Raw genomic sequence first — 19,266 nt, 5'->3', positions numbered from 1 at the left:
CCATGCTGTTTTCGAGCAAGGGCAAGCACCGTCGTCCGTCCAAGGCCACCCGTGCCATCGCCCTCGCCGGTGTCACCGGCGCCGCCGTCGCCGCCCCGCTGATGGCGACCGGCACGGCCTCCGCCGCCACCGCCTCCGAGTGGGACGCGGTCGCCCAGTGCGAGTCCGGTGGCAACTGGTCCATCAACACGGGCAACGGCTTCTACGGCGGTCTGCAGTTCACCAACTCCACCTGGGCCGCCTTCGGTGGCACCGCCTACGCCTCCCGCGCCGACCTGGCCAGCAAGTCGCAGCAGATCGCCGTCGCCGAGAAGGTTCTCGCGAGCCAGGGCAAGGGCGCCTGGCCGGTCTGCGGCAAGAACCTGTCCAGCACCCCGTACAACGGTGGCACCGGCACTTCGACGAAGAGCACCACCACCCGCTCCACCGAGAAGCAGGCCGCCAACCGCTCCGCGACGCGTCCGGCCGCCAAGAAGACCGTCACCACCCCGACCGGCAAGAAGGTCAAGAAGGGTGACGGCGAGTACAAGGTGGTCGCCGGCGACACTCTCAGCACCATCGCCCAGAAGCACAAGGTGCAGGGCGGCTGGAAGAAGCTGTTCGAGCTGAACAAGGACATCGTCCAGGACGCCAACCTGATCTACCCGGGCCAGCAGCTGCACCTGAAGTGACAGCGGCCCCCTAGCCGGACCACCGGCCCCTCCCGCGCGTGACCTCGCCCCCCTTGGGGTCACGCGAGGGGCCGCTTCCCGCCCTCACGGGCTCCCCGCCCCGGTGCGTGTTCCCCCGTACGCACCCGGGGCGGGGCTTTTTGTCTCTCCACGTGGTCCCGGTTTCCCCGGCCTCTTTGTTCCGCGCGTGAACAATGGGTACGGTCAGCCTGTCCACGGGACGGTCGGTCGGTCGGCCGGCGGCCCGTGGCGGTTAGGCTCTAGGCGCAAGGCACCCAGCCCCGCACAACCAGCGTCACATCCACGAAGGAGATGCTCGTGCCGTCCATCGACGTCGTCGTAGCCCGGGAAATCCTGGACTCCCGAGGCAACCCCACGGTCGAGGTCGAGGTCGGCCTCGACGACGGCAGCACGGGTCGTGCCGCCGTCCCGTCCGGCGCCTCCACCGGCGCCTTCGAGGCCATCGAGCTCCGCGACGGTGACCCGGGCCGCTACCACGGCAAGGGCGTCGAGAAGGCCGTCCTCGCCGTCATCGAGCAGATCGGCCCGGAGCTGGTCGGCTACGACGCCACCGAGCAGCGCCTGATCGACCAGGCCATGTTCGACCTGGACGCCACCGACAACAAGGGCTCCCTCGGCGCCAACGCCATCCTCGGCGTCTCCCTCGCCGTCGCCCACGCCGCCTCCGAGGCCAGCGACCTCCCGCTCTTCCGCTACCTGGGCGGCCCGAACGCGCACCTGCTGCCGGTGCCGATGATGAACATCCTGAACGGCGGTTCGCACGCCGACTCCAACGTGGACATCCAGGAGTTCATGATCGCCCCGATCGGCGCGGAGTCCTTCTCCGAGGCCCTGCGCTGGGGCACCGAGGTCTACCACACCCTGAAGAAGGTCCTGAAGAGCAAGGGCCTGTCCACCGGTCTCGGCGACGAGGGCGGCTTCGCCCCCAACCTCGGCTCCAACCGCGAGGCCCTGGACCTCATCCTCGAGGCGATCAAGGAGGCCGGCTACACCCCCGGCGAGCAGATCGCCCTGGCGCTCGACGTCGCCGCGTCCGAGTTCTACAAGGACGGCTCCTACCTCTTCGAGGGCAAGGCCCGCACGGCCGCCGAGATGACCGACTACTACGCCGAGCTCGTGGCCGCGTACCCGCTGGTCTCCATCGAGGACCCGCTGTTCGAGGACGACTGGGAGGGCTGGAAGACCATCACCGACCAGCTCGGCGACAAGGTCCAGCTCGTCGGCGACGACCTGTTCGTCACCAACCCGGAGCGCCTGGCCCGGGGCATCGACGAGGGCGCCGCCAACGCGCTGCTGGTCAAGGTCAACCAGATCGGCTCGCTGACCGAGACCCTCGACGCGGTCGAGCTGGCCCAGCGCAACGGCTTCAAGTGCATGATGTCCCACCGCTCCGGCGAGACCGAGGACGTCACCATCGCCGACCTGGCCGTCGCCACCAACTGCGGCCAGATCAAGACCGGCGCCCCGGCCCGCTCCGAGCGCGTCGCCAAGTACAACCAGCTGCTGCGCATCGAGGAGATCCTGGACGACGCCGCGGTGTACGCCGGCCGCAGCGCGTTCCCGCGCTTCAAGGGGAACGTCGAGGTCTCCAAGGTCTGACCCCGTCCCGGCCCGGGGTCAACCCCGGGTGAGGCCTGGCCAGTCGCACGTACGTCCCCGTACCCGGTCCCGTACCGTGTCCGGGGACGTACGCGTGTGTGTGCCGACCCACGGGAGGCGGGGACGATGGCTGTACTGCGCCGTCCCGGGGGACGGCCCCCGGACCCCCGGCAGGAGGCAGAGGTGACCGGCGTAGTGAGTCGAGGTGGGAGGACGTGACCGACCGGGACCGGTTCTCCACCGCGACCAGGCTCAGGCTGCTCGGCGAGCAGACCGCGGCCCGCGTCTACCGCTCCCAGACCCGGCGGCAGGCCCGCCGCTCCCGGCTCACCGGGCGCGCGGCGCTGCTGGCGCTCGTGGTCTGCTCGCTGGTGGTCGCCCTGGCGTACCCGATGCGCCAGTACGTCTCCCAGCGCGCCGAGATCGACGAGCTCCAGCAGCAGAAGCGGCAGGCCCAGGAACGGGTGAAGCAGCTGCGCGACCTCAAGGCACGCTGGCAGGACGACGCGTACGCCCGGCAGCAGATCCGGCTGCGGCTGCACTACGTGCTGCCCGGCGAGACCGGCTTCGTGGTCGTCGACCCGGGCCGGGCCAGGCAGTCGCGCTTCGACCTGGCGGCGGCCCGCCGCCCCTGGTACGTGAACGTCTGGGACGGAGTCGACAAGTCCGACGCCTCCGACCAGTGAACGGACCGACGCACAGAAAGCAAGGCATGGAAACGCCACCGCCCACGACCCCGCGCACCGAGCCCACCGACGCGGACGTCGAGGCCTTCAAGCAGCAGCTCGGGCGCCCGCCCCGCGGGCTGCGCGCGATCGCCCACCGGTGCCCCTGCGGGCAGCCGGACGTCGTCGAGACGGCCCCGCGGCTGCCCGACGGCACCCCCTTCCCCACGCTGTACTACCTGACGTGCCCCAAGGCGGCCTCCGCGATCGGCACCCTGGAGGCCAACGGCGTGATGAAGGAGATGACGGAGCGGCTGGGGACCGACCCCGAACTCGCCGCCGCCTACCGCGCCGCGCACGAGGACTACATCCGGCGCCGGGACGAGATCGAGGAGCTGACGGGCTTCCCGAGCGCCGGCGGGATGCCGGACCGGGTCAAGTGCCTGCACGTCCTGGTCGCCCACTCGCTGGCCGCCGGGCCGGGCGTCAACCCGCTCGGCGACGAGGCGCTCGCGATGCTGCCCGAGTGGTGGGCGAAGGGCGCCTGCGTGACGGTGCCGGAGGAGGACCGGTGACCCGGGTGGCCGCCGTCGACTGCGGTACGAACTCCATCCGGCTGCTCGTCGCCGACGCGAACCCCGGGACGGGCGAACTCGTCGAACTGGACCGGCGCATGACCATCGTGCGCCTCGGCCAGGGCGTCGACCGCACCGGGCGGCTCGCCCCCGAGGCGCTGGAGCGGACCTTCGCGGCCTGCCGCGAGTACGCCGAGGTCGTCAAGGAGCACGGCGCCGAGCGGCTGCGCTTCGTGGCCACCTCCGCCTCCCGGGACGCGGAGAACCGGGACGAGTTCGTGCGCGGGGTGCTGGACATCCTCGGCGTCGAGCCCGAGGTCATCTCCGGCGAGCAGGAGGCGGAGTTCTCCTTCACCGGCGCCACGAAGGAGCTGACCGGGCGCGCGGACCTGGCCAGGCCCTTCCTGGTCGTGGACATCGGCGGCGGCTCCACCGAGTTCGTCGTCGGCGACGACCACGTGCGGGCGGCACGCTCCGTCGACGTGGGCTGCGTACGGATGACGGAGCGTCACCTGGTGCGGGACGGGGTCGTCGCCGACCCGCCCACCGAGGAGCAGATCGCCGCGATAAGGGCGGACGTCGAGGCGGCCCTCGACCTCGCCGAGCGGACGGTGCCGCTGCGCGAGGCGCGCACGCTGGTGGGCCTGGCCGGGTCGGTGACGACGGTGTCGGCGATCGCGCAGGACCTGCCCGCCTACGACTCCGCCGCCATCCACCACTCCCGCGTCTCGCACGACCGCGTCCGCGAGATCACCGAGCGGCTGCTGCACTCCACCCACGCCGAGCGCGCGGCGATCCCGTCCATGCACCCGGGCCGGGTCGACGTGATCGGCGCGGGCGCGCTGGTCCTGCTGGCGATCATGGAGCGGATCGGTGCCGAGGAGGTCGTCGTCAGCGAGCACGACATCCTCGACGGCATCGCGTGGTCGGTGGCCTAGGTCTCCTTTGCTACCGATCAGTAGCCTCGGCTGAGCAGGGCCGTATAACGTATGAGCGCGTCCGAGGGGGCCTCGCGCACCCCTCGGCGACGCTCCGCCGGAAAAGTTCGTGAAGTTCTTCACAAGGATTTCGGGACCGCCAGGGGCCGAAAGGCCCTCCGTTGGTCCTTTCGGGTCATCGACGGGCCCTCAGGGCCGCTCGGGGGAGCGGGGTGCGGGCGTTCCGGAAGAGTGCGGCAGAGGCCCGGTCCGGGGCCCCGGGAGGGCCTGACGGGCAGCTCACACGGCGTGGACAACGGGCCGTGAGGTGCGAGGAGTTCCCTCCGCCGAGATGACCTGCGTCACGCGGGCCGCGGAGTTTAACACAGGGGCCGCCGGAGCTTGTGAAGGGGCGCACGAGCGACCCCCCTGGGACGGGTGGATACTCGATGCCATGAGCACCACGGAGCGTCCCAGGATCCTCGTAGTAGGCGGTGGGTACGTAGGCCTGTACGCAGCTCGGCGCATCCTCAAGAAGATGCGCTACGGAGAGGCGACCGTCACGGTCGTCGACCCCCGGTCGTACATGACCTACCAGCCCTTCCTCCCCGAAGCCGCCGCCGGCAGCATCTCCCCGCGTCACGTCGTCGTCCCGCTGCGACGCGTGCTCCCCAAGGCGGAGGTCCTCACCGGCCGGGTCACCACCATCGACCAGGACCGCAAGGTCGCCACGATCGCCCCGCTGGTGGGCGAGGCGTACGAGCTGCCCTTCGACTACCTGGTCATCGCGATGGGCGCGGTCTCCCGCACCTTCCCGATCCCCGGCCTCGCCGAGCAGGGCATCGGCATGAAGGGCATCGAGGAGTCCATCGGCCTGCGCAACCACGTCCTCGAGCAGCTCGACAAGGCCGACTCCACGACCGACGAGGAGATCCGCCGCAAGGCGCTCACCTTCGTCTTCATCGGCGGCGGCTTCGCCGGCGCCGAGACCATCGGCGAGGTCGAGGACATGGCCCGGGACGCGGCCAAGTACTACACCAACGTGTCCCGCGAGGACATGCGCTTCATCCTCGTCGACGCCGCCGACAAGATCCTCCCCGAGGTCGGGCCGAAGCTCGGCCAGTACGGCAAGGAGCACCTCGAGGGCCGCGGTGTCGAGGTCTACCTGTCCACCTCCATGGACTCCTGCGTCGACGGCCACGTCGTGCTGAAGAACGGCCTCGAGGTCGACTCCAACACGATCGTCTGGACGGCCGGCGTCAAGCCGAACCCGGTGCTGTCGCGCTTCGGCCTCCCGCTCGGTCCGCGCGGTCACGTCGACTGCGCGCCCACCCTCCAGGTGCAGGGCACGGACTACATCTGGGCCGCCGGCGACAACGCCCAGGTGCCCGATCTCGCCGCCCGCAAGGCCGGTGTGGAGAACGCCTGGTGCCCGCCGAACGCCCAGCACGCGCTGCGCCAGGCCAGGGTCCTCGGCGACAACGTGGTCTCCGGTATGCGGGGCTTCCCGCAGAAGGAGTACAGCCACGCCAACAAGGGCGCGGTCGCGGGCCTCGGCCTGCACAAGGGCGTCGCGATGATCGTCATGGGCAAGATGAAGATCAAGCTCAAGGGCCGTCTCGCCTGGTACATGCACCGCGGCTACCACGGTCTGGCCATGCCGACCTGGAACCGCAAGATCCGCGTCTTCGCCGACTGGACGCTCGCCATGTTCCTCAAGCGCGAGGTCGTCTCCCTCGGCGCCATGGAGAACCCGCGCGAGGAGTTCTACGAGGCCGCCAAGCCGGCTCCGGCTCCGGCCGTGAAGGCGGGGGCCCCGGCCGCCGCCAAGACCGAGGAGAAGGCCAAGGCCTCCTGACCTCCGGTCACCCGACACCCCGCAGGGGGCCGCCCGCCATCCGTGGTGCGGGCGGCCCCCTTCGTCGTACGCGGACGGCCGGTCCCGGCCCCGGCATCCGGGGGACACGGGGGCGCGGCGGCGGGCGGGAGGGGCGGGTGTGCGCGAGGGTTTGCGCAGACGTAACGCGCGTGGGGGACTGCATAGTCGCCCCACAGGTGTTTACGTGATGAGGAACATCCCGGATCAGATGAGGAACTTCCCGGATCACTCGTCACGGAGGTGTGCGCCATGGCCGATGCCGCGCTGCGGCTGCAGGGTCTGCTGGAACAGTTGCTGGGGGTACCGCTGCCGGTGCGTGTCCGCGCCTGGGACGGTTCGCAGGCCGGCCCGCCGGACGCGCCGACGCTCGTCGTCCGCAATCGCCGGGCCCTGCGCCGGCTGCTGTGGAAGCCGGGCGAGCTGGGTCTCGCCCGCGCCTGGGTCGCCGGCGACCTGGAGATCGAGGGGGATCTGTACGCCGCGCTCGAACTGCTCTCGGGTCTCGTCTGGGAGCGGGACGACGACGCCCGGACCCTGACCGAGGCGCTGCGCGACCCCGAGGTGCGGTCCGCCGTCCGCGGCCTGGTCCGGCTCGGAGGCCTCCCGTTGCCGCCCGCCCCGCCTCCCGAGGAGGTCCGCGGCCGCCGCGGCGGCCGGCACACCCGGCGCAGCGACAAGCGGGCGATCAGCCACCACTACGACGTGGGCAACGACTTCTACGAACTCGTCCTCGGCCCCTCGATGGTGTACTCCTGCGCCTATTGGCGGGCCCCGGAACCCGACGGCACCCTCGAAGAGGCCCAGCGCGACAAGCTCGAACTCGTCAGCCGCAAGCTGGATCTGACGCCGGGACAGCGGCTGCTCGACGTGGGCTGCGGCTGGGGCTCCATGGCGATCCACGCCGCCCGCGAGCACGGCGTGCGCGTCGTGGGCATCACCCTGTCCCAGGAGCAGGCGGCCTACGCCCGCAAACGCGTCGCCGACGAGGGGCTCACCGACCGGGTGGAGATCCGCGTCCAGGACTACCGGGACGTCGACGACGGCCCCTTCGACGCCATCTCCTCCATCGGCATGGCCGAACACGTCGGCGCGGACCGCTACCTGGAGTACGCCACCGTCCTGCACTCCCTGCTCGGGCCGGGCGGGCGGCTGCTCAACCACCAGATCGCCCGCCGTCCGCAGCGCGACGAGACGGCGTACCAGGTGGACGCGTTCATCGACGCCTACGTCTTCCCGGACGGCGAACTCGCCCCGGTCGGCACCACGGTGACCCAGCTGGAACGCGCCGGGTTCGAGGTGCGGGACGTGGAGGCGATCCGCGAGCACTACGCGCTCACCCTGCGCCGCTGGGTCGCCAACCTGGAGGCGCACTGGCCCCGCGCCGCCCAGCTCGCCGGCCCCGGCCGCGCCCGGGTCTGGCGCCTGTACATGGCCGCCTCCGCCCTCGCCTTCGAGCGCAACCGCATCGGCGTCAACCAGGTGCTGGCGGTACGGAGTACCGAGTCGGGCGCGTCGGGTCTGCCCCTGCGCGCCCGCACCTGGGTGACGCGTCAGCCGTAGCACCCCGGCACGCCACAGGGCCCCGTTCCCGGGAGGAACGGGGCCCCGGCGCGTGTACCGCCGCCCGGGCGCTACTCGGACTTGATCGCCTGAAGCGTGTTCAGGCGGGCCGCCCGCCGGGCCGGCCAGAGCGCGGCCAGGACGCCGACCGCCGCCGCCAGCAGCAGGAAGAGCGCCATCCGCGCCCAGGGCAGGACCAGTTCGTAGGTCGCCATCTTCGTGCCGAGCAGCTCACCGGCCGCCCAGCCGAAGAACACGCCCAGGCCGATACCGAGCACCCCGCCGAACAGGGAGATCACCAGCGACTCCAGGCGGACCATCCGCTTGACGCCCGTGCGGTCCAGGCCGATCGCGCGGAGCATCCCGATCTCCTGCGAGCGCTCGAACACCGACATCGCCAGGGTGTTGATGACCCCGAGGACCGCCACGATCACCGCCATGGCCAGCAGGCCGTAGAGCATGTTCAGCATCAGCGTGAACATCTTCGCGATGTCGTCGGAGAGGTCCCGCTTGCTCTGGACCTTGACGGCCGGGTTGGAGCCGAGCGCCCTGACCAGCCGGTCCTTGGTGGCGGCGGACGCGCCGTTCGCCGTCTTGACCAGGACCTGCATGTCGGCCGGGTCGCTCTGGTGCGGGGCGAGGGTGGCGTTGTCGAGCATGATGCCGCGGATCATGTCGTTGCCCTCGTAGATCCCGGCGACCGTCAGGCGCTGCCTGCGGCCGTCCTCGTAGGCGACCGTGAAGCCCGAACCGGCCCTCCAGTGGTGCGAGGCGGCCGTGTCGTGGTCCACGACGACCCGGGTGCCGGCGACCGTGAAGGAGCCGTCGTCGACCTTCAGGTCGGTCAGCTCGCCGAACGCGCGGCCCTCGACACCGGTCAGGTACTCGGTCCGGTCGTCGATGCGGGAGGGCGCGTTGCGCATCGGGCTGGTCGCCGTCACGCCCTCGGTGGCGCGCAGCTTGCGGTCCACGCCGGGGGAGAGCGCGTTGCCGTTCGCCATCGACACCACGTAGTCGGCCCGGATCGCGGCGGACGCCATCTTGTCGATCGACGTCTGCAGGCTGCCCGCCATCACCGTCATGCCGGTGATCAGGGTCAGGCCGATCATCAGCGCGGACGCCGTGGCCGCCGTACGGCGCGGGTTGCGCACCGCGTTCTGCCGGGCCAGCTTGCCGGAGACCCCGAAGCCGCGCAGCAGCGGGCCCGCCGCCGCGATCAGCGGGCGGGACAGCAGGGGGGTCAGCACGAACACGCCGATGATCAGCAGCACCGCGCCGAGCCCCATGGGCGCCTGTCCGTCGGTGCCGTCCATCGTCGTGGCCGCCAGGACGACGGCGACACCCGCGGCGGCGAACAGCGCGCCCAGCGTGTTGCGCAGCACCAGCGACTTGGCCGTCGCCTTGGCGTGCACGCTGCTCATCGCCGCGACCGGCGGGATCTTCGCGGCCCGGCGGCCGGGCAGCCAGGCGGCCAGCATGGTGACCAGGACACCGACCGCGAGGGCGGCGCCGGCCGTGCCGGGCGTGACGACCAGCGGCCCGTCGGGGACGGTCGCGCCCAAGGTGCCCATCAGGGACCTGAGCCCGGCGCCGATGCCGACGCCCGCGACCAGCCCGGTCACGGCGGCCACCGTGCCCACCACGAACGCCTCGATCAGCACCGAGCGGGTGACCTGCCGGCGGGAGGCGCCGACCGCGCGCAGCAGCGCGAGCTCCTTCGTGCGCTGGGCGACCAGCATGGTGAAGGTGTTGGCGATGATGAACGTGCCCACGAAGAGCGCGATCCCGGCGAAGACCAGCAGGCCCTGGCGCAGCCCGCTCATCGAGGCGGAGATCGCCCGCGCCTGGTCGTCGGCGAGCCGCGCGCCGGTCGTGGTCTCGGCCGTCCCCTTCGGCAGCGCCCGGTCGAGCTGGGCCTTCAGGGCCGCCTGGCCGGTGCCGGGCCTGGCCCGCACGTCGATCTCGTCGTACGTGCCCGGTTTGCCGAACAGCCGCTGGGCGGTCGCGGTGTCGAAGAGGGCGAGGCTGCCACCGGCCGCGACGTTGCCGTCGTCGGTGGTGAAGATCCCGCTGATCGTCGGGGTCAGCACCGGGCCGTCGACCGAGAGGCGCACGGTGTCGCCGACCCGGTAGCCGGCCCGCCGCGCGGTCTCGGAGTCGATGGCGACCTGGTCGCGGCCGTGCGGGGCGGTGCCGCTCCTGAGCGGGTACCGGGGGTCGTCGGTGCCCCAGAAGTTGCCGCCCTGCGACTGGAAGCCGCCGCCGATCAGCTTGCCGTGCTTGTCGGCGAGCGCCGTGAAACCGCCGACGACACCGACGGCGGAGGCGGCGCCCGGCACGCGGGCGCTGCGGTCCAGCAGGGCCTGGGTCAGCTCGGGCGCCTTTCCGAGCCGGTCGCCCTCGCTCTCCCGGTACGCGGGCCGTACGGCCACGTCGACCTGGCCGAAGCCCTTGGCGGAGCTCTTCCGGTAGGCGTCGGAGAGGGTGTTGGTGAAGACCAGGGTCCCCGACACGAAGGCGACGCCGAGCATCACGGCGAGCACGGTCATGAGGAGCCGGCCCTTGTGCGCGCTGACATTGCGCAAGGCGGTGCGGAACATGGGTTGTCTCAGTCCAGGGGTACGGGGTCGGCGGTGATCAGCGGGTGCGGCCCTCGGTGTCCGCTTGGGGGTTTCCACCGGGCAGGTGCCGCATCCGGTCGAGGACCGCCTGCGCGGTCGGCTCGTGCACCTCGTCCACGATCCGGCCGTCGGCGAGGAACACCACCCGGTCCGCGTACGCGGCCGCCACCGGGTCGTGGGTCACCATCACCACCGTCTGGCCCAGCTCCCGTACGGAGTTGCGCAGGAAGCCGAGCACCTCGGCGCCCGAGCGCGAGTCGAGGTTGCCGGTGGGTTCGTCACCGAAGACGATGTCGGGCCTGGACGCTAGCGCGCGGGCGACGGCGACGCGCTGCTGCTGGCCGCCGGACAGCTGCGCGGGCCGGTGTCCGAGCCGGTCGGACAGCCCCACCATCCGGATCACCGTGTCCAGCCACTCCCGGTCCGGCCTGCGGCCCGCGATGTCCATCGGGAGGGTGATGTTCTCCAGGGCGTTCAGCGTCGGCAGCAGGTTGAACGCCTGGAAGATGAAGCCGATCTTGTCCCGGCGCAGCCGGGTCAGCTGCTTGTCCTTCAGCGAGCCCAGCTCCGTCTCGCCGATGCGCACCGAGCCGGAGGAGAAGGTGTCCAGACCGGCCACGCAGTGCATCAGCGTGGACTTGCCCGAGCCGGACGGGCCCATGATCGCGGTGAACTCGGCCTGCCGGAAGTCGACGGAGACCCGGTCGAGGGCGACCACCTGGGTCTCGCCCTGTCCGTAGATCTTCGACAGATCCGTGGCGCGCGCGGCCACGGCGGTGGTCCGGCCGGCGATGGAGGAGGTGGTCACGGGGGGCGCTCCTGACGGGACGACGGTGTTCGAAGGGACGTCGTCCATCGTGTCCGCCGATCGCGCCGGTGTAGTCAGCCGCTGCTCCGGTTCCGGGGGGCGACCGGGGACGGACCGGGACCGTCCGCGTCATACCTGGGGATGACGGCCGCCCCTGAGGAGGCCGTCGTCAAGAACAGGTGGAGCGTCCTTGTTCAGAGGGTGAAATTCCGTCATTTCGCATGCGCGACGGCCGGCTCCACGGAAGGCTCTTGGCAAGTGCTGATGGCCTGTTCCGGTTGCTGATGCTCCCTCAGACATCAATAAAATAAGACAACATCGGGTTGCCTGCCCACTGTTCGCGGGAGGCGCCCCGATAGGGTCAGGGATCTCGATGCGGAGCCCATGGCCTGCCCGGATGGTGGAATGCAGACACGGCGAGCTTAAACCTCGCTGCCCCTCGCGGGCGTACCGGTTCAAGTCCGGTTCCGGGCACCACCGACCGCGCGGCGCCACCGTCCCCCGCGGCGGCGCGCGCGTGTTCCCCCTGTGTTCACCCCCCGTCTTCACCCTTCGAAAGCCTGTGCCTCGAATGGGGTCAGCCTTCGTAGACGGTGAGGACGAGACCGCCTCTCTCGATGCGGCGGCCCGCACGCATTCCGTTGCGGCGCAGGGTCTGCAGACATTGGTGGAACAGGACCAGTTCGTCCGCATCCAGGATGGCGGCGGCCAGGTCCAGGAGCTCGGCGAGCGCCTCGTCGGTGAGCACCTCGGGCAACTCGCCGGACAGCAGGACGACCGATTCTCCGGCGGGGCCACGGACCACGGCCGTGGTCGGGCCGCCATGCACGAACAACACACTTCCCCCCTGGGAGCCCGGGTCGTGCGGCTCTCGCGTCTCGGGCAAGCGAGAGACTAGCGGCGGATCTCGCCGGTTTTCGGGTGCTCTGAATTCTTTTTCCGAGTTGGCGGGGAAGCGGTCGTCCGATGTCGTCGGACGGCCGGTCCGGTCCCGGGCGCGGTCACTTCTCCCGCGCGGAGCGGTCGAGCAGGGACTCCACCAGGGCGGCGACATGGCGGCGGTCGTCGGCCGACAACTGCTGGACGCTGGCGATGAGCAGGTCCACGTCGGGGTCGGTGTGGCGGGGGGTCTCGCCGCCGGCGCCCGCGGCGGGGCCGTAGACGTGGATGCCGCAGGCCTCGGCGGCGGTGCGGCGCACGGCGTCCAGGGAGAGCTCCAGCCCCTTGGCCAGCCCCTCCAGGGTGGCCGGCTGGGGCATGCGGACCACGCGGTCGGCGGTCGCCAGGTGGTGGACGGTGGAGCGGGGAATGCCGCCGCGCCGCGCCACATCGCCGTAGGACCAGCCCTTGCGGTCGAGGCGCTCACGGATCAACTGCTGCAGTGCGTTGGCCACTGACCGTCACTTCCTGCTCGCCGCCTGGCTGAACCCACGGAAACCCTCCATGTGCCGCCTGATTCTACGGGCGCCCGGGCGCGGCGCCGAGAGGCGATTCCCCGAACGGGTTGCGCGAAACGCCCCCGAAGCCGTAGTGTCCAATCTCGTTGGACAGCACGTCCGACCAAGTTGGACAGAGTCCGGGGGGAACCTGACTCGGTCCGACCGGAAATGTCTATCCCTGAGGGGGAATCGATCATGATGGACGCCCACGAGCTCGAGGCCGAGTCCGCGGAGCTGCTGCCGGGTCGCGAGGCCCTGGGTCGCCTGAAGTTCAGCTTCAACAAGACGGTGAACGTCACCAAGCACGTCGCCAACATCTCGGCCCACAACCAGTCCGCCGCCCTGAACGACCACTCCGCGTGGTCGGTGGCCGACTCCGGCGCCGGCCAGAGCATCAACGTCGCCCAGTAACGCTCCCCATCCGATCCCGACCTGAAGACACAGAAAGGACATCCATCATGAGCATGGACATGCACGACCTCGAGGCCGAGTCCGCGGAGCTGCTGCCGGGCCGTGAGGCCCTGGGTCGCCTGAAGTTCAGCTTCGGCAAGACGGTGAACGTCACCAAGCACGTCGCCAACATCTCCGCCCACAACGAGTCCGCGGCGCTCAACGACCACTCGTCGTGGTCGGTGGCCCAGTCGCAGGCCGTCCAGAGCATCAACGTCACGCAGTAACGCACGCAGGCGCGGCCACGCGCCGCGACGACGGCCACGGGGGCGGACCGCGCGGGGGGTACGGCGCGGTCCGCCCCCGGAGTCGAACCGGGGGAGAGCGGGGAGGACGGGGGAGGACGTGGGGGGAGACCACACATGACGGTGCTCGGAGACGGGGCGCCGACGCTGCACGACACGGGCCCGGTGCCCGGTCCCGGCGGCTGGCCGGTGACGTACGAGCAGGTGACGACGGGCAAGCTGCCCGTCGTGGAGCAGGCGCCACTGGTCCCGCGGCTGAGCGCGGGGCTCCAGCTGCACGGCGAGTACCAGGGGTCGGGCTTCACCGACCCCAAGTACATCGCCCGTCGGGGGGACGGGCAGGTCGTGCAGCTCTCGCGGCTGCTGTATCTCGTGGCGTCGTCCATCGACGGCGTCCGGGACGTCGAGACCATCGCCCACCGGGTCAGCGCGCGTTTCGGCCGTGAGGTCAGCGGCGACAACGTGCGCTTCCTGGTGGAGGAGAAGCTCGAACCGCTCGGTGTGACCGTGCCCGACGGCCAGGAGGGCGAGGAGGTCGACGCGCCGAGGTCCGACCTGCTGCTCGCCCTCAAGGGCCACCGGGTGATCTTCAACGAGCACCGCACGGCGAAGATCGCCCGGATGTTCGCCTGGCTGCACCGGCCGGTCGTGGTCGCCGTGGTGCTGGCCGCGGCGGTCGTCATGGACGTCTGGCTGTTCGGCTTCTTCGGGGCGATCGAGCCGGTGCTGGAGGTCCTCGACCAGCCGGTGCTCATCCTCATCGTCTTCGTCCTCACCGTGGCCTCGCTCGTCTTCCACGAGTTCGGCCACGCCTCCGCCTGCCGATACGGCGGCGCCCGCCCCGGGTGCATCGGCTGCGGGCTCTTCCTCATCTGGCCGTCGATGTACACCGACGTCACCGACGTCTACCGGATCGGACGCGCCGGCCGGCTGCGCACCGACCTGGGCGGGGTGTACTTCAACGTCGTCTTCATGCTGGCCATGGCCGGGGCGTACTTCGCCACCGGGGCGCAGTTCTTCCTGGCCGCGGTCTATCTCGGGCACTTCGAGATCCTGGAGCAGCTGATGCCGGCCGTCCGGCTGGACGGCTACTACATCCTGGGCGACCTGGCCGGCGTGCCGGACCTGTACGGCAAGATCAAGCCGATCCTGCTGAGCCTGGTCCCCGGTGCGAAGGGCCGGGCCGCCCGCAAGGAGGTCGCCGGGCTGAAGAAGTCGGCGCGGACCATCGTCGCCACCTGGGTGCTGACGATGGTGCCGCTCCTGCTCGGCGAGCTCGGTTACGCGCTGTGGAACCTGCCGCGGATCATCGCCACGATGATCCGGTCGCTGACCGAGCAACTGGTCGGCACCGGCTCGGCGTTCGCGGACGGGCAGGTCGTCGAGGGCCTGGTCGGGGTGATCGGCTGCGTCATGCTGCTGTGCCCCATGGCGGGTGTCGTCTACCTGTCCGTGAAGCTGACCGGGCGTCTCTTCCGGGCCGCGAAGCGGTCCACGACGGGCCGGCCGGTGCTGCGCGTGACCGTGTGCGCGCTGACGCTGGCCGCGCTGACCGGGCTGAGCTATGCGTGGGTGTCCGGGATGACTCCTAAGCCGCTGCCGAAGAGGCCGCCGATCGCCCCGATCCTGCAGCCGGGGGTGTCGACGCAGGAGCCGCAGCCGCGGGAGGCGTCGACGCCGGACGGACCCGCCTCCGGCGACCCGTCCGGCGGTGCCTCCGCGCAGCCGTCGGGCACGGCGGGGACCGGGTCCGCGGGGCCGGACGGCAGTCCGCCGGTGGACGCCACGGGCAGCGCGCCGGCCTCGGCCGGCGCGTCGGCGACCGCGTCGGGACCGACGAACGCCTCGCAGAAGGCGGTGCCGACCAGCGGCGGGAGCGCCGAGGGGCCACTGCCGTCGGCGTCCGCCGGGGGCGGGCCCGCGCCGGAGCCCTCGCCGACGCCCTCGGAGAGCCTGCCGGCGTCGCCCCCGGCCAGTCCCTCCCCGCCGCCGGTCAGTGAGTCACCCAGCCCGGTGCCGTCCTAGAGCGGCGAAACCCGGCTCGTCCCGAAGCGCGGCACGCGGCGTCGTCCCGAGAGGGCGGAACGCGTACGGGTCCGCCTCCACCCGCGCCCACCCCGTGCCGCCCCGGGGTGCGCCGGGCCGCCGTGGCACCGGGGGCGGCGCCCCGGCCCGCGGCTCACGAACCATCTACCGCAGGAGATCCCATGAGCAGTCATCGCAAACCACGTCCCACCAGCAACAACTTCACCCAGCGCGCCGTCCGCGCGGGCCTGCTCGCCGCCGGAGTCGCCGGCGTGGCCACCGCCGTACCGGCCCAGGCGGCCACCGCCGCGCCGCAGCACGCGGCCGTCGCCTCCGACTACGTGTTCAGCCACGCGGACCGGGCGCACCACACGCAGGCAAAGGACTCCTTCACCATCCGCCAGTACGGCAACGTGAACGCCGCCGGGGTGCGCAACCAGGCCAACGCCGTCTCCGCGGGCTGCTCCGCCGACGACGAGTGCCGGTCGGTGGCGCTGTCCTTCCAGATCGTCACGTTCGCGGGGGCGCGCACCCACCTCAACGCCGTGAACCTCAGCGACGCGGCGAACAAGAAGTGCACGGGCTGCCAGACCCTGGCCGGCGCCTACCAGTTCGTCGTCTCCACGCCCACCCCGATCACCTTCGACGGCGACACCCGGGGCCGGCTGGACGACATCCACCGCCGCCTCGACGGGCTGACCCGCTCCTCGCTCCCCGCCACCGAGCTGAAGTCGCGGGTCGACGGCCTCGCCGCCGAGGTGAGCAGCGTCCTGCACGATGCCGTGGCGCGCGCCCCGAAGGGCGAGGCGCAGCCCTCCGTGACTCTGCACCGTCACCTGGACGGCTGGCCGGGCCACTGAGCCGCTGGGGTACGCCGCTACCACTGCCGCGGCGTACCCCGCTCCCCGGCCGACCGCCGTGTCCGCGACCTGATCGCGCGGGCACGGCGGTCGGTTGTGTGCGCAGGCCGCGGATCCATGGACACGGGCCCATTGATACGGGCCCATTGACATCGGGTGGGCCCGGGCGGAGACTCAGGCGAGCAATCGGTGAAATAAACTTCACTACGCGAACACCCGCCGCGTGTCCCGGCCCCTCGTCGCTCCCGACGGCCCGGAAAGGCCGGGAACGCCCCTCCCCAGGCAACGACGCCCACCCGAAGGGAACGACCGATGCGCACCACCGTAGGCATCATCGGAGCCGGTCCGGCCGGCCTGCTCCTGGCCCGGCTGCTCCACAACGCCGGTATCGACTCGGTCGTCCTGGAGAGCCGTGACCGCGCCTACGTCGAGCAGCGGCAGCGGGCCGGAATCCTGGAACAGGGGACCGTGGACGTGCTGCGCGCGGCGGGGGCCGGGGAGCGGATGGACCGGGAGGGGCTGCGTCACGACGGGATCGAGCTGCGGTTCGCCAGGACACGGCACCGGGTCGACTTCCCCGCCCTCACCGGCGGCCGGTCCGTGATGGTGTACGCGCAGACCGAGGTCTGCAAGGACCTCATCGCGCTCCAGCTCGAGGAGGGCGGTCCGCTGCTGTTCGGGGCGGAGGCGCTCGCGGTGGAGGACGCGGAGGGCGACCGCCCGCGCGTGCCGTTCCGGTACGAGGGGCGCGAGGACGTCCTGGAGTGCGACTACGTCGTCGGGTGCGACGGCTTCTGGGGCGTGGCGCGCAAGGCGGTGCCCGCCGGGCTCTCACGGGTCTTCGAACGGACGTACCCCTTCGCCTGGCTCGGCGTCCTCGCCGATGTGCCCCCCTCGCACGACGAACTGGTCTACGCCCGCCACGACCGCGGCTTCGCCCTGCTCTCCATGCGCTCCCCGTCTGTTTCACGCCTCTATCTCCAGGTGCCCGCCGGCACCGACGCGGAGGAGTGGAGTGACGAGGAGATCTGGGACGAGCTCGGACGGCGGTTCGAGACCGCCGACGACTGGACGCTCGGGCGCGGGCCGATCACCCAGAAGTCGGTGACCCCGATGCGCTCCTTCGTCCACGAGCCCATGCGGCACGGGCGGCTCTTCCTCGCCGGGGACGCAGCGCACATCGTGCCGCCCACCGGGGCCAAGGGGCTCAACCTCGCCGTCGGGGACGTCGTCACCTTCGCGCGGGCGCTGACGCACGAGCGCCGGACGGGCTCCGCCGAGCTGCTCGACGCCTACTCGGCGACCTGTTTGCGCCGGATCTGGCAGGCCGAGCGGTTCAGCTACGACATGACGACCATGCTGCACCGGGCGCCGGACGCCACAGGCTTCGACGACCGCCTCCAGCTGGCCCGGCTGCGCCGGATCGCCTCCGGCCGCGCCGCCGAGACCGACCTCGCCGAGGCGTACACCGGCTTCTCCCTCGACTGACCGGGCCGATGATCTCCGGCTGATTCCGGCCATGTCGCAGGTTGGTCATGAATGGGGCCCTCCGTGGCCGGGAATCACCCGGCCGCGTAGCGTGTTCGCCAGCAGGACGAGGGAAAGATCCTTCGCAGGTATTAGGATCCATCCTTTGCCGTTCCATTACTCTTGAGGCCAAGGCCGCGCAGCGTGGCCATGGAGGAGTGAGATGAGGAGCAGAAACCCGGTCTTCTCGCGACGGGGGTTCAGCCGCGACAACGGCTACGCGGGATTCAACACCGCGCCGCAGGCCGGGGGCCCCGCTGTCGGCACGCAGGGCAATCCGTACGCGCAGGGCAACCCCTACGCCCAGCCGAGCGGCGCCCCCTACGCGCAGAACCCTTACGCCCAGCAGGACCTGCAGTACGGCGCTCCGCCGCAGGTCCCGGCCACCACCGGCCGGATGACGATCGACGACGTCGTCCTGCGCACCGCGTCCACGCTCGGCACGCTGATCGTCACCGCCGCGCTCGCCTGGGCGCTGCTGCCCGTCGACGTGGCCCACATCAACCGGTCCTACGGCATCGGCATCGGCGCCGCGCTGATCGGCATGGTGCTGGCCTTCGTGCAGTCCTTCAAGCGCAAGGCCTCGCCCGCGCTGATCCTGACGTACGCGGCGTTCGAGGGCGTGTTCCTCGGCGTCGTCTCCAACATCGTCGACACGCACCTCGCGAGCGGCGCGGCCATGCAGGCCGTGATCGGCACCATGGCGGTCTTCGCCGGTGTGCTGGTGGCGTACAAGGCGGGCTGGATCCGCGTCAACCGCCGGTTCTACGGCTTCGTGATGGCGGCCGCGCTCGGCTTCGTGCTGCTGATGATGGTGAACATGCTGTTCGCCGTCTTCGGCGGCGGTGACGGCCTCGGCTTCCGCAGCGGCCCGCTCGGCATCTTCTTCGGCGTCGTCGGCATCCTTCTCGGTGCCTGCTTCCTCGCCCTGGACTTCAAGCAGGTCGAGGACGGGATCGCCTACGGCGCGCCGCGCGAGGAGGCCTGGCTCGCGGCCTTCGGTCTCACGCTGACGCTGGTGTGGATCTACATGGAGTTCCTGCGGATCATCGCGATCCTCAACCAGAACGACTAGCCGCACCGCGACGGACAGCGCAAGGGCCCCGGGATCTCCCGGGGCCCTTGCGCGTGCGCGCCTAGAGCAGTTTGCGCGCGGCCCTCCTCAGGTCGTACTCGTGGATGAGCGCCTTGGCGTGGCCGTACGCGAGGTCGTGTTCGTGGCGGAGCCAGCTGACCTTCTCCTCGAAGCGGAGAGCGGGGCCTTCTTCGACGGTGCGCAGCCAGTCGGAGACTTCACGACCGGTGCAGTGGGGGATGCGGGCGAGCAGGTTGCGATGGGTCTCCTCGGAGAAGACTTGGGACATCGGCGCCTCCGGACGCGTTCGACGAAGCCGGTCCTTCAGG

18 protein-coding genes and 1 tRNA gene are annotated in these 19,266 nt (G+C 71.3%); 14 read left to right on the top strand and 5 right to left on the bottom strand.

Annotated features, from left to right (window positions below; translation table 11 throughout):
• The first annotated feature begins 2 nt into the window (after positions 1–2).
• The 7 genes from ACF1A5_RS18425 (at position 3) to ACF1A5_RS18395 (ending at position 7,887) form a co-directional block, all read left to right on the top strand.
• Positions 3–671: a transglycosylase family protein gene (locus tag ACF1A5_RS18425; RefSeq protein ID WP_392193896.1), complete on the top strand. Its 669-nt coding sequence runs from the start codon at positions 3–5 to the stop codon at positions 669–671.
• A 318-nt stretch (positions 672–989) separates the two neighbouring features.
• Positions 990–2,291 carry a phosphopyruvate hydratase gene (gene eno / locus ACF1A5_RS18420; protein WP_392193895.1) on the top strand — a complete coding sequence of 434 codons (1,302 nt, stop codon included), beginning with the start codon at positions 990–992 and terminating at the stop codon, positions 2,289–2,291.
• A 215-nt stretch (positions 2,292–2,506) separates the two neighbouring features.
• Entirely contained in the window at positions 2,507–2,977 is a 471-nt protein-coding gene (locus ACF1A5_RS18415) for a septum formation initiator family protein (protein ID WP_392193894.1), read from the top strand.
• Between the two features lie 26 nt (positions 2,978–3,003).
• Positions 3,004–3,531 (top strand): DUF501 domain-containing protein, encoded by a 528-nt coding sequence (locus ACF1A5_RS18410; protein ID WP_356188646.1) that lies wholly within the window; start codon positions 3,004–3,006, stop codon positions 3,529–3,531.
• Complete coding sequence (locus tag ACF1A5_RS18405) at positions 3,528–4,469, top strand: exopolyphosphatase (protein ID WP_392193893.1); 942 nt, start codon at positions 3,528–3,530, stop codon at positions 4,467–4,469. Before ACF1A5_RS18410 ends, ACF1A5_RS18405 begins: the two co-directional genes overlap by 4 nt.
• Positions 4,470–4,902: 433 nt before the next feature.
• Complete coding sequence (locus ACF1A5_RS18400; RefSeq protein WP_392193892.1) at positions 4,903–6,306, top strand: NAD(P)/FAD-dependent oxidoreductase; 1,404 nt, start codon at positions 4,903–4,905, stop codon at positions 6,304–6,306.
• Positions 6,307–6,576: 270 nt separating this feature from the next.
• Positions 6,577–7,887, top strand: coding sequence for a class I SAM-dependent methyltransferase (locus ACF1A5_RS18395; protein ID WP_392193891.1), 1,311 nt, complete (start codon positions 6,577–6,579; stop codon positions 7,885–7,887).
• 71 nt (positions 7,888–7,958) lie between these two features.
• On the opposite strand, the gene ACF1A5_RS18390 is transcribed toward ACF1A5_RS18395, so the two are convergent.
• Together ACF1A5_RS18390 and ACF1A5_RS18385 are read right to left on the bottom strand one after the other, a co-directional pair.
• Positions 7,959–10,487: an ABC transporter permease gene (locus ACF1A5_RS18390; protein ID WP_392193890.1), complete on the bottom strand. Its 2,529-nt coding sequence runs from the start codon at positions 10,485–10,487 to the stop codon at positions 7,959–7,961.
• 37 nt (positions 10,488–10,524) lie between these two features.
• Positions 10,525–11,316: an ABC transporter ATP-binding protein gene (locus ACF1A5_RS18385; RefSeq protein WP_392193889.1), complete on the bottom strand. Its 792-nt coding sequence runs from the start codon at positions 11,314–11,316 to the stop codon at positions 10,525–10,527.
• Positions 11,317–11,707: 391 nt separating this feature from the next.
• Here ACF1A5_RS18385 and ACF1A5_RS18380 point away from each other — a divergent pair.
• Positions 11,708–11,793, top strand: a tRNA-Leu gene (locus ACF1A5_RS18380).
• Positions 11,794–11,893: 100 nt separating this feature from the next.
• Here ACF1A5_RS18380 and ACF1A5_RS18375 read toward each other — a convergent pair.
• Positions 11,894–12,154, bottom strand: coding sequence for a hypothetical protein (locus ACF1A5_RS18375; protein ID WP_392193888.1), 261 nt, complete (start codon positions 12,152–12,154; stop codon positions 11,894–11,896).
• A 163-nt stretch (positions 12,155–12,317) separates the two neighbouring features.
• Positions 12,318–12,710 carry a helix-turn-helix domain-containing protein gene (locus ACF1A5_RS18370; RefSeq protein WP_392193887.1) on the bottom strand — a complete coding sequence of 131 codons (393 nt, stop codon included), beginning with the start codon at positions 12,708–12,710 and terminating at the stop codon, positions 12,318–12,320.
• Positions 12,711–12,950: 240 nt separating this feature from the next.
• On the opposite strand from ACF1A5_RS18370, the gene ACF1A5_RS18365 reads away from it, so the two are divergent.
• From ACF1A5_RS18365 to ACF1A5_RS18340, 6 genes are all read left to right on the top strand, one after another.
• On the top strand, positions 12,951–13,166 hold the full coding sequence (locus tag ACF1A5_RS18365) for a hypothetical protein (protein ID WP_392193886.1): 216 nt from the start codon (positions 12,951–12,953) through the stop codon (positions 13,164–13,166).
• 47 nt (positions 13,167–13,213) lie between these two features.
• Positions 13,214–13,432 (top strand): hypothetical protein, encoded by a 219-nt coding sequence (locus tag ACF1A5_RS18360; RefSeq protein ID WP_356188625.1) that lies wholly within the window; start codon positions 13,214–13,216, stop codon positions 13,430–13,432.
• Positions 13,433–13,567: 135 nt separating this feature from the next.
• Positions 13,568–15,475, top strand: a complete 1,908-nt coding sequence (locus tag ACF1A5_RS18355) for a hypothetical protein (RefSeq protein ID WP_392193885.1) — start codon at positions 13,568–13,570, stop codon at positions 15,473–15,475.
• Between the two features lie 182 nt (positions 15,476–15,657).
• On the top strand, positions 15,658–16,335 hold the full coding sequence (locus ACF1A5_RS18350; protein WP_392193884.1) for a hypothetical protein: 678 nt from the start codon (positions 15,658–15,660) through the stop codon (positions 16,333–16,335).
• A 312-nt stretch (positions 16,336–16,647) separates the two neighbouring features.
• Positions 16,648–17,823, top strand: coding sequence for a 4-hydroxybenzoate 3-monooxygenase (locus tag ACF1A5_RS18345; protein ID WP_392193883.1), 1,176 nt, complete (start codon positions 16,648–16,650; stop codon positions 17,821–17,823).
• A gap of 202 nt (positions 17,824–18,025) precedes the next feature.
• Positions 18,026–18,937, top strand: a complete 912-nt coding sequence (locus ACF1A5_RS18340; RefSeq protein WP_392193882.1) for a Bax inhibitor-1/YccA family protein — start codon at positions 18,026–18,028, stop codon at positions 18,935–18,937.
• A gap of 61 nt (positions 18,938–18,998) precedes the next feature.
• Here ACF1A5_RS18340 and ACF1A5_RS18335 read toward each other — a convergent pair whose 3' ends face one another.
• Positions 18,999–19,226 carry a DUF4287 domain-containing protein gene (locus ACF1A5_RS18335; RefSeq protein WP_276111179.1) on the bottom strand — a complete coding sequence of 76 codons (228 nt, stop codon included), beginning with the start codon at positions 19,224–19,226 and terminating at the stop codon, positions 18,999–19,001.
• Between the last annotated feature and the right edge of the window lie 40 nt (positions 19,227–19,266).

Origin of the sequence: Streptomyces sp. NPDC014864, from assembly GCF_043081525.1 — a bacterium.
Taxonomy (GTDB): Bacteria; Actinomycetota; Actinomycetes; order Streptomycetales; family Streptomycetaceae; genus Streptomyces.
Note: the sequence above shows the minus strand (reverse complement) of the source record. Positions and strands in the feature narration are given on the sequence as shown.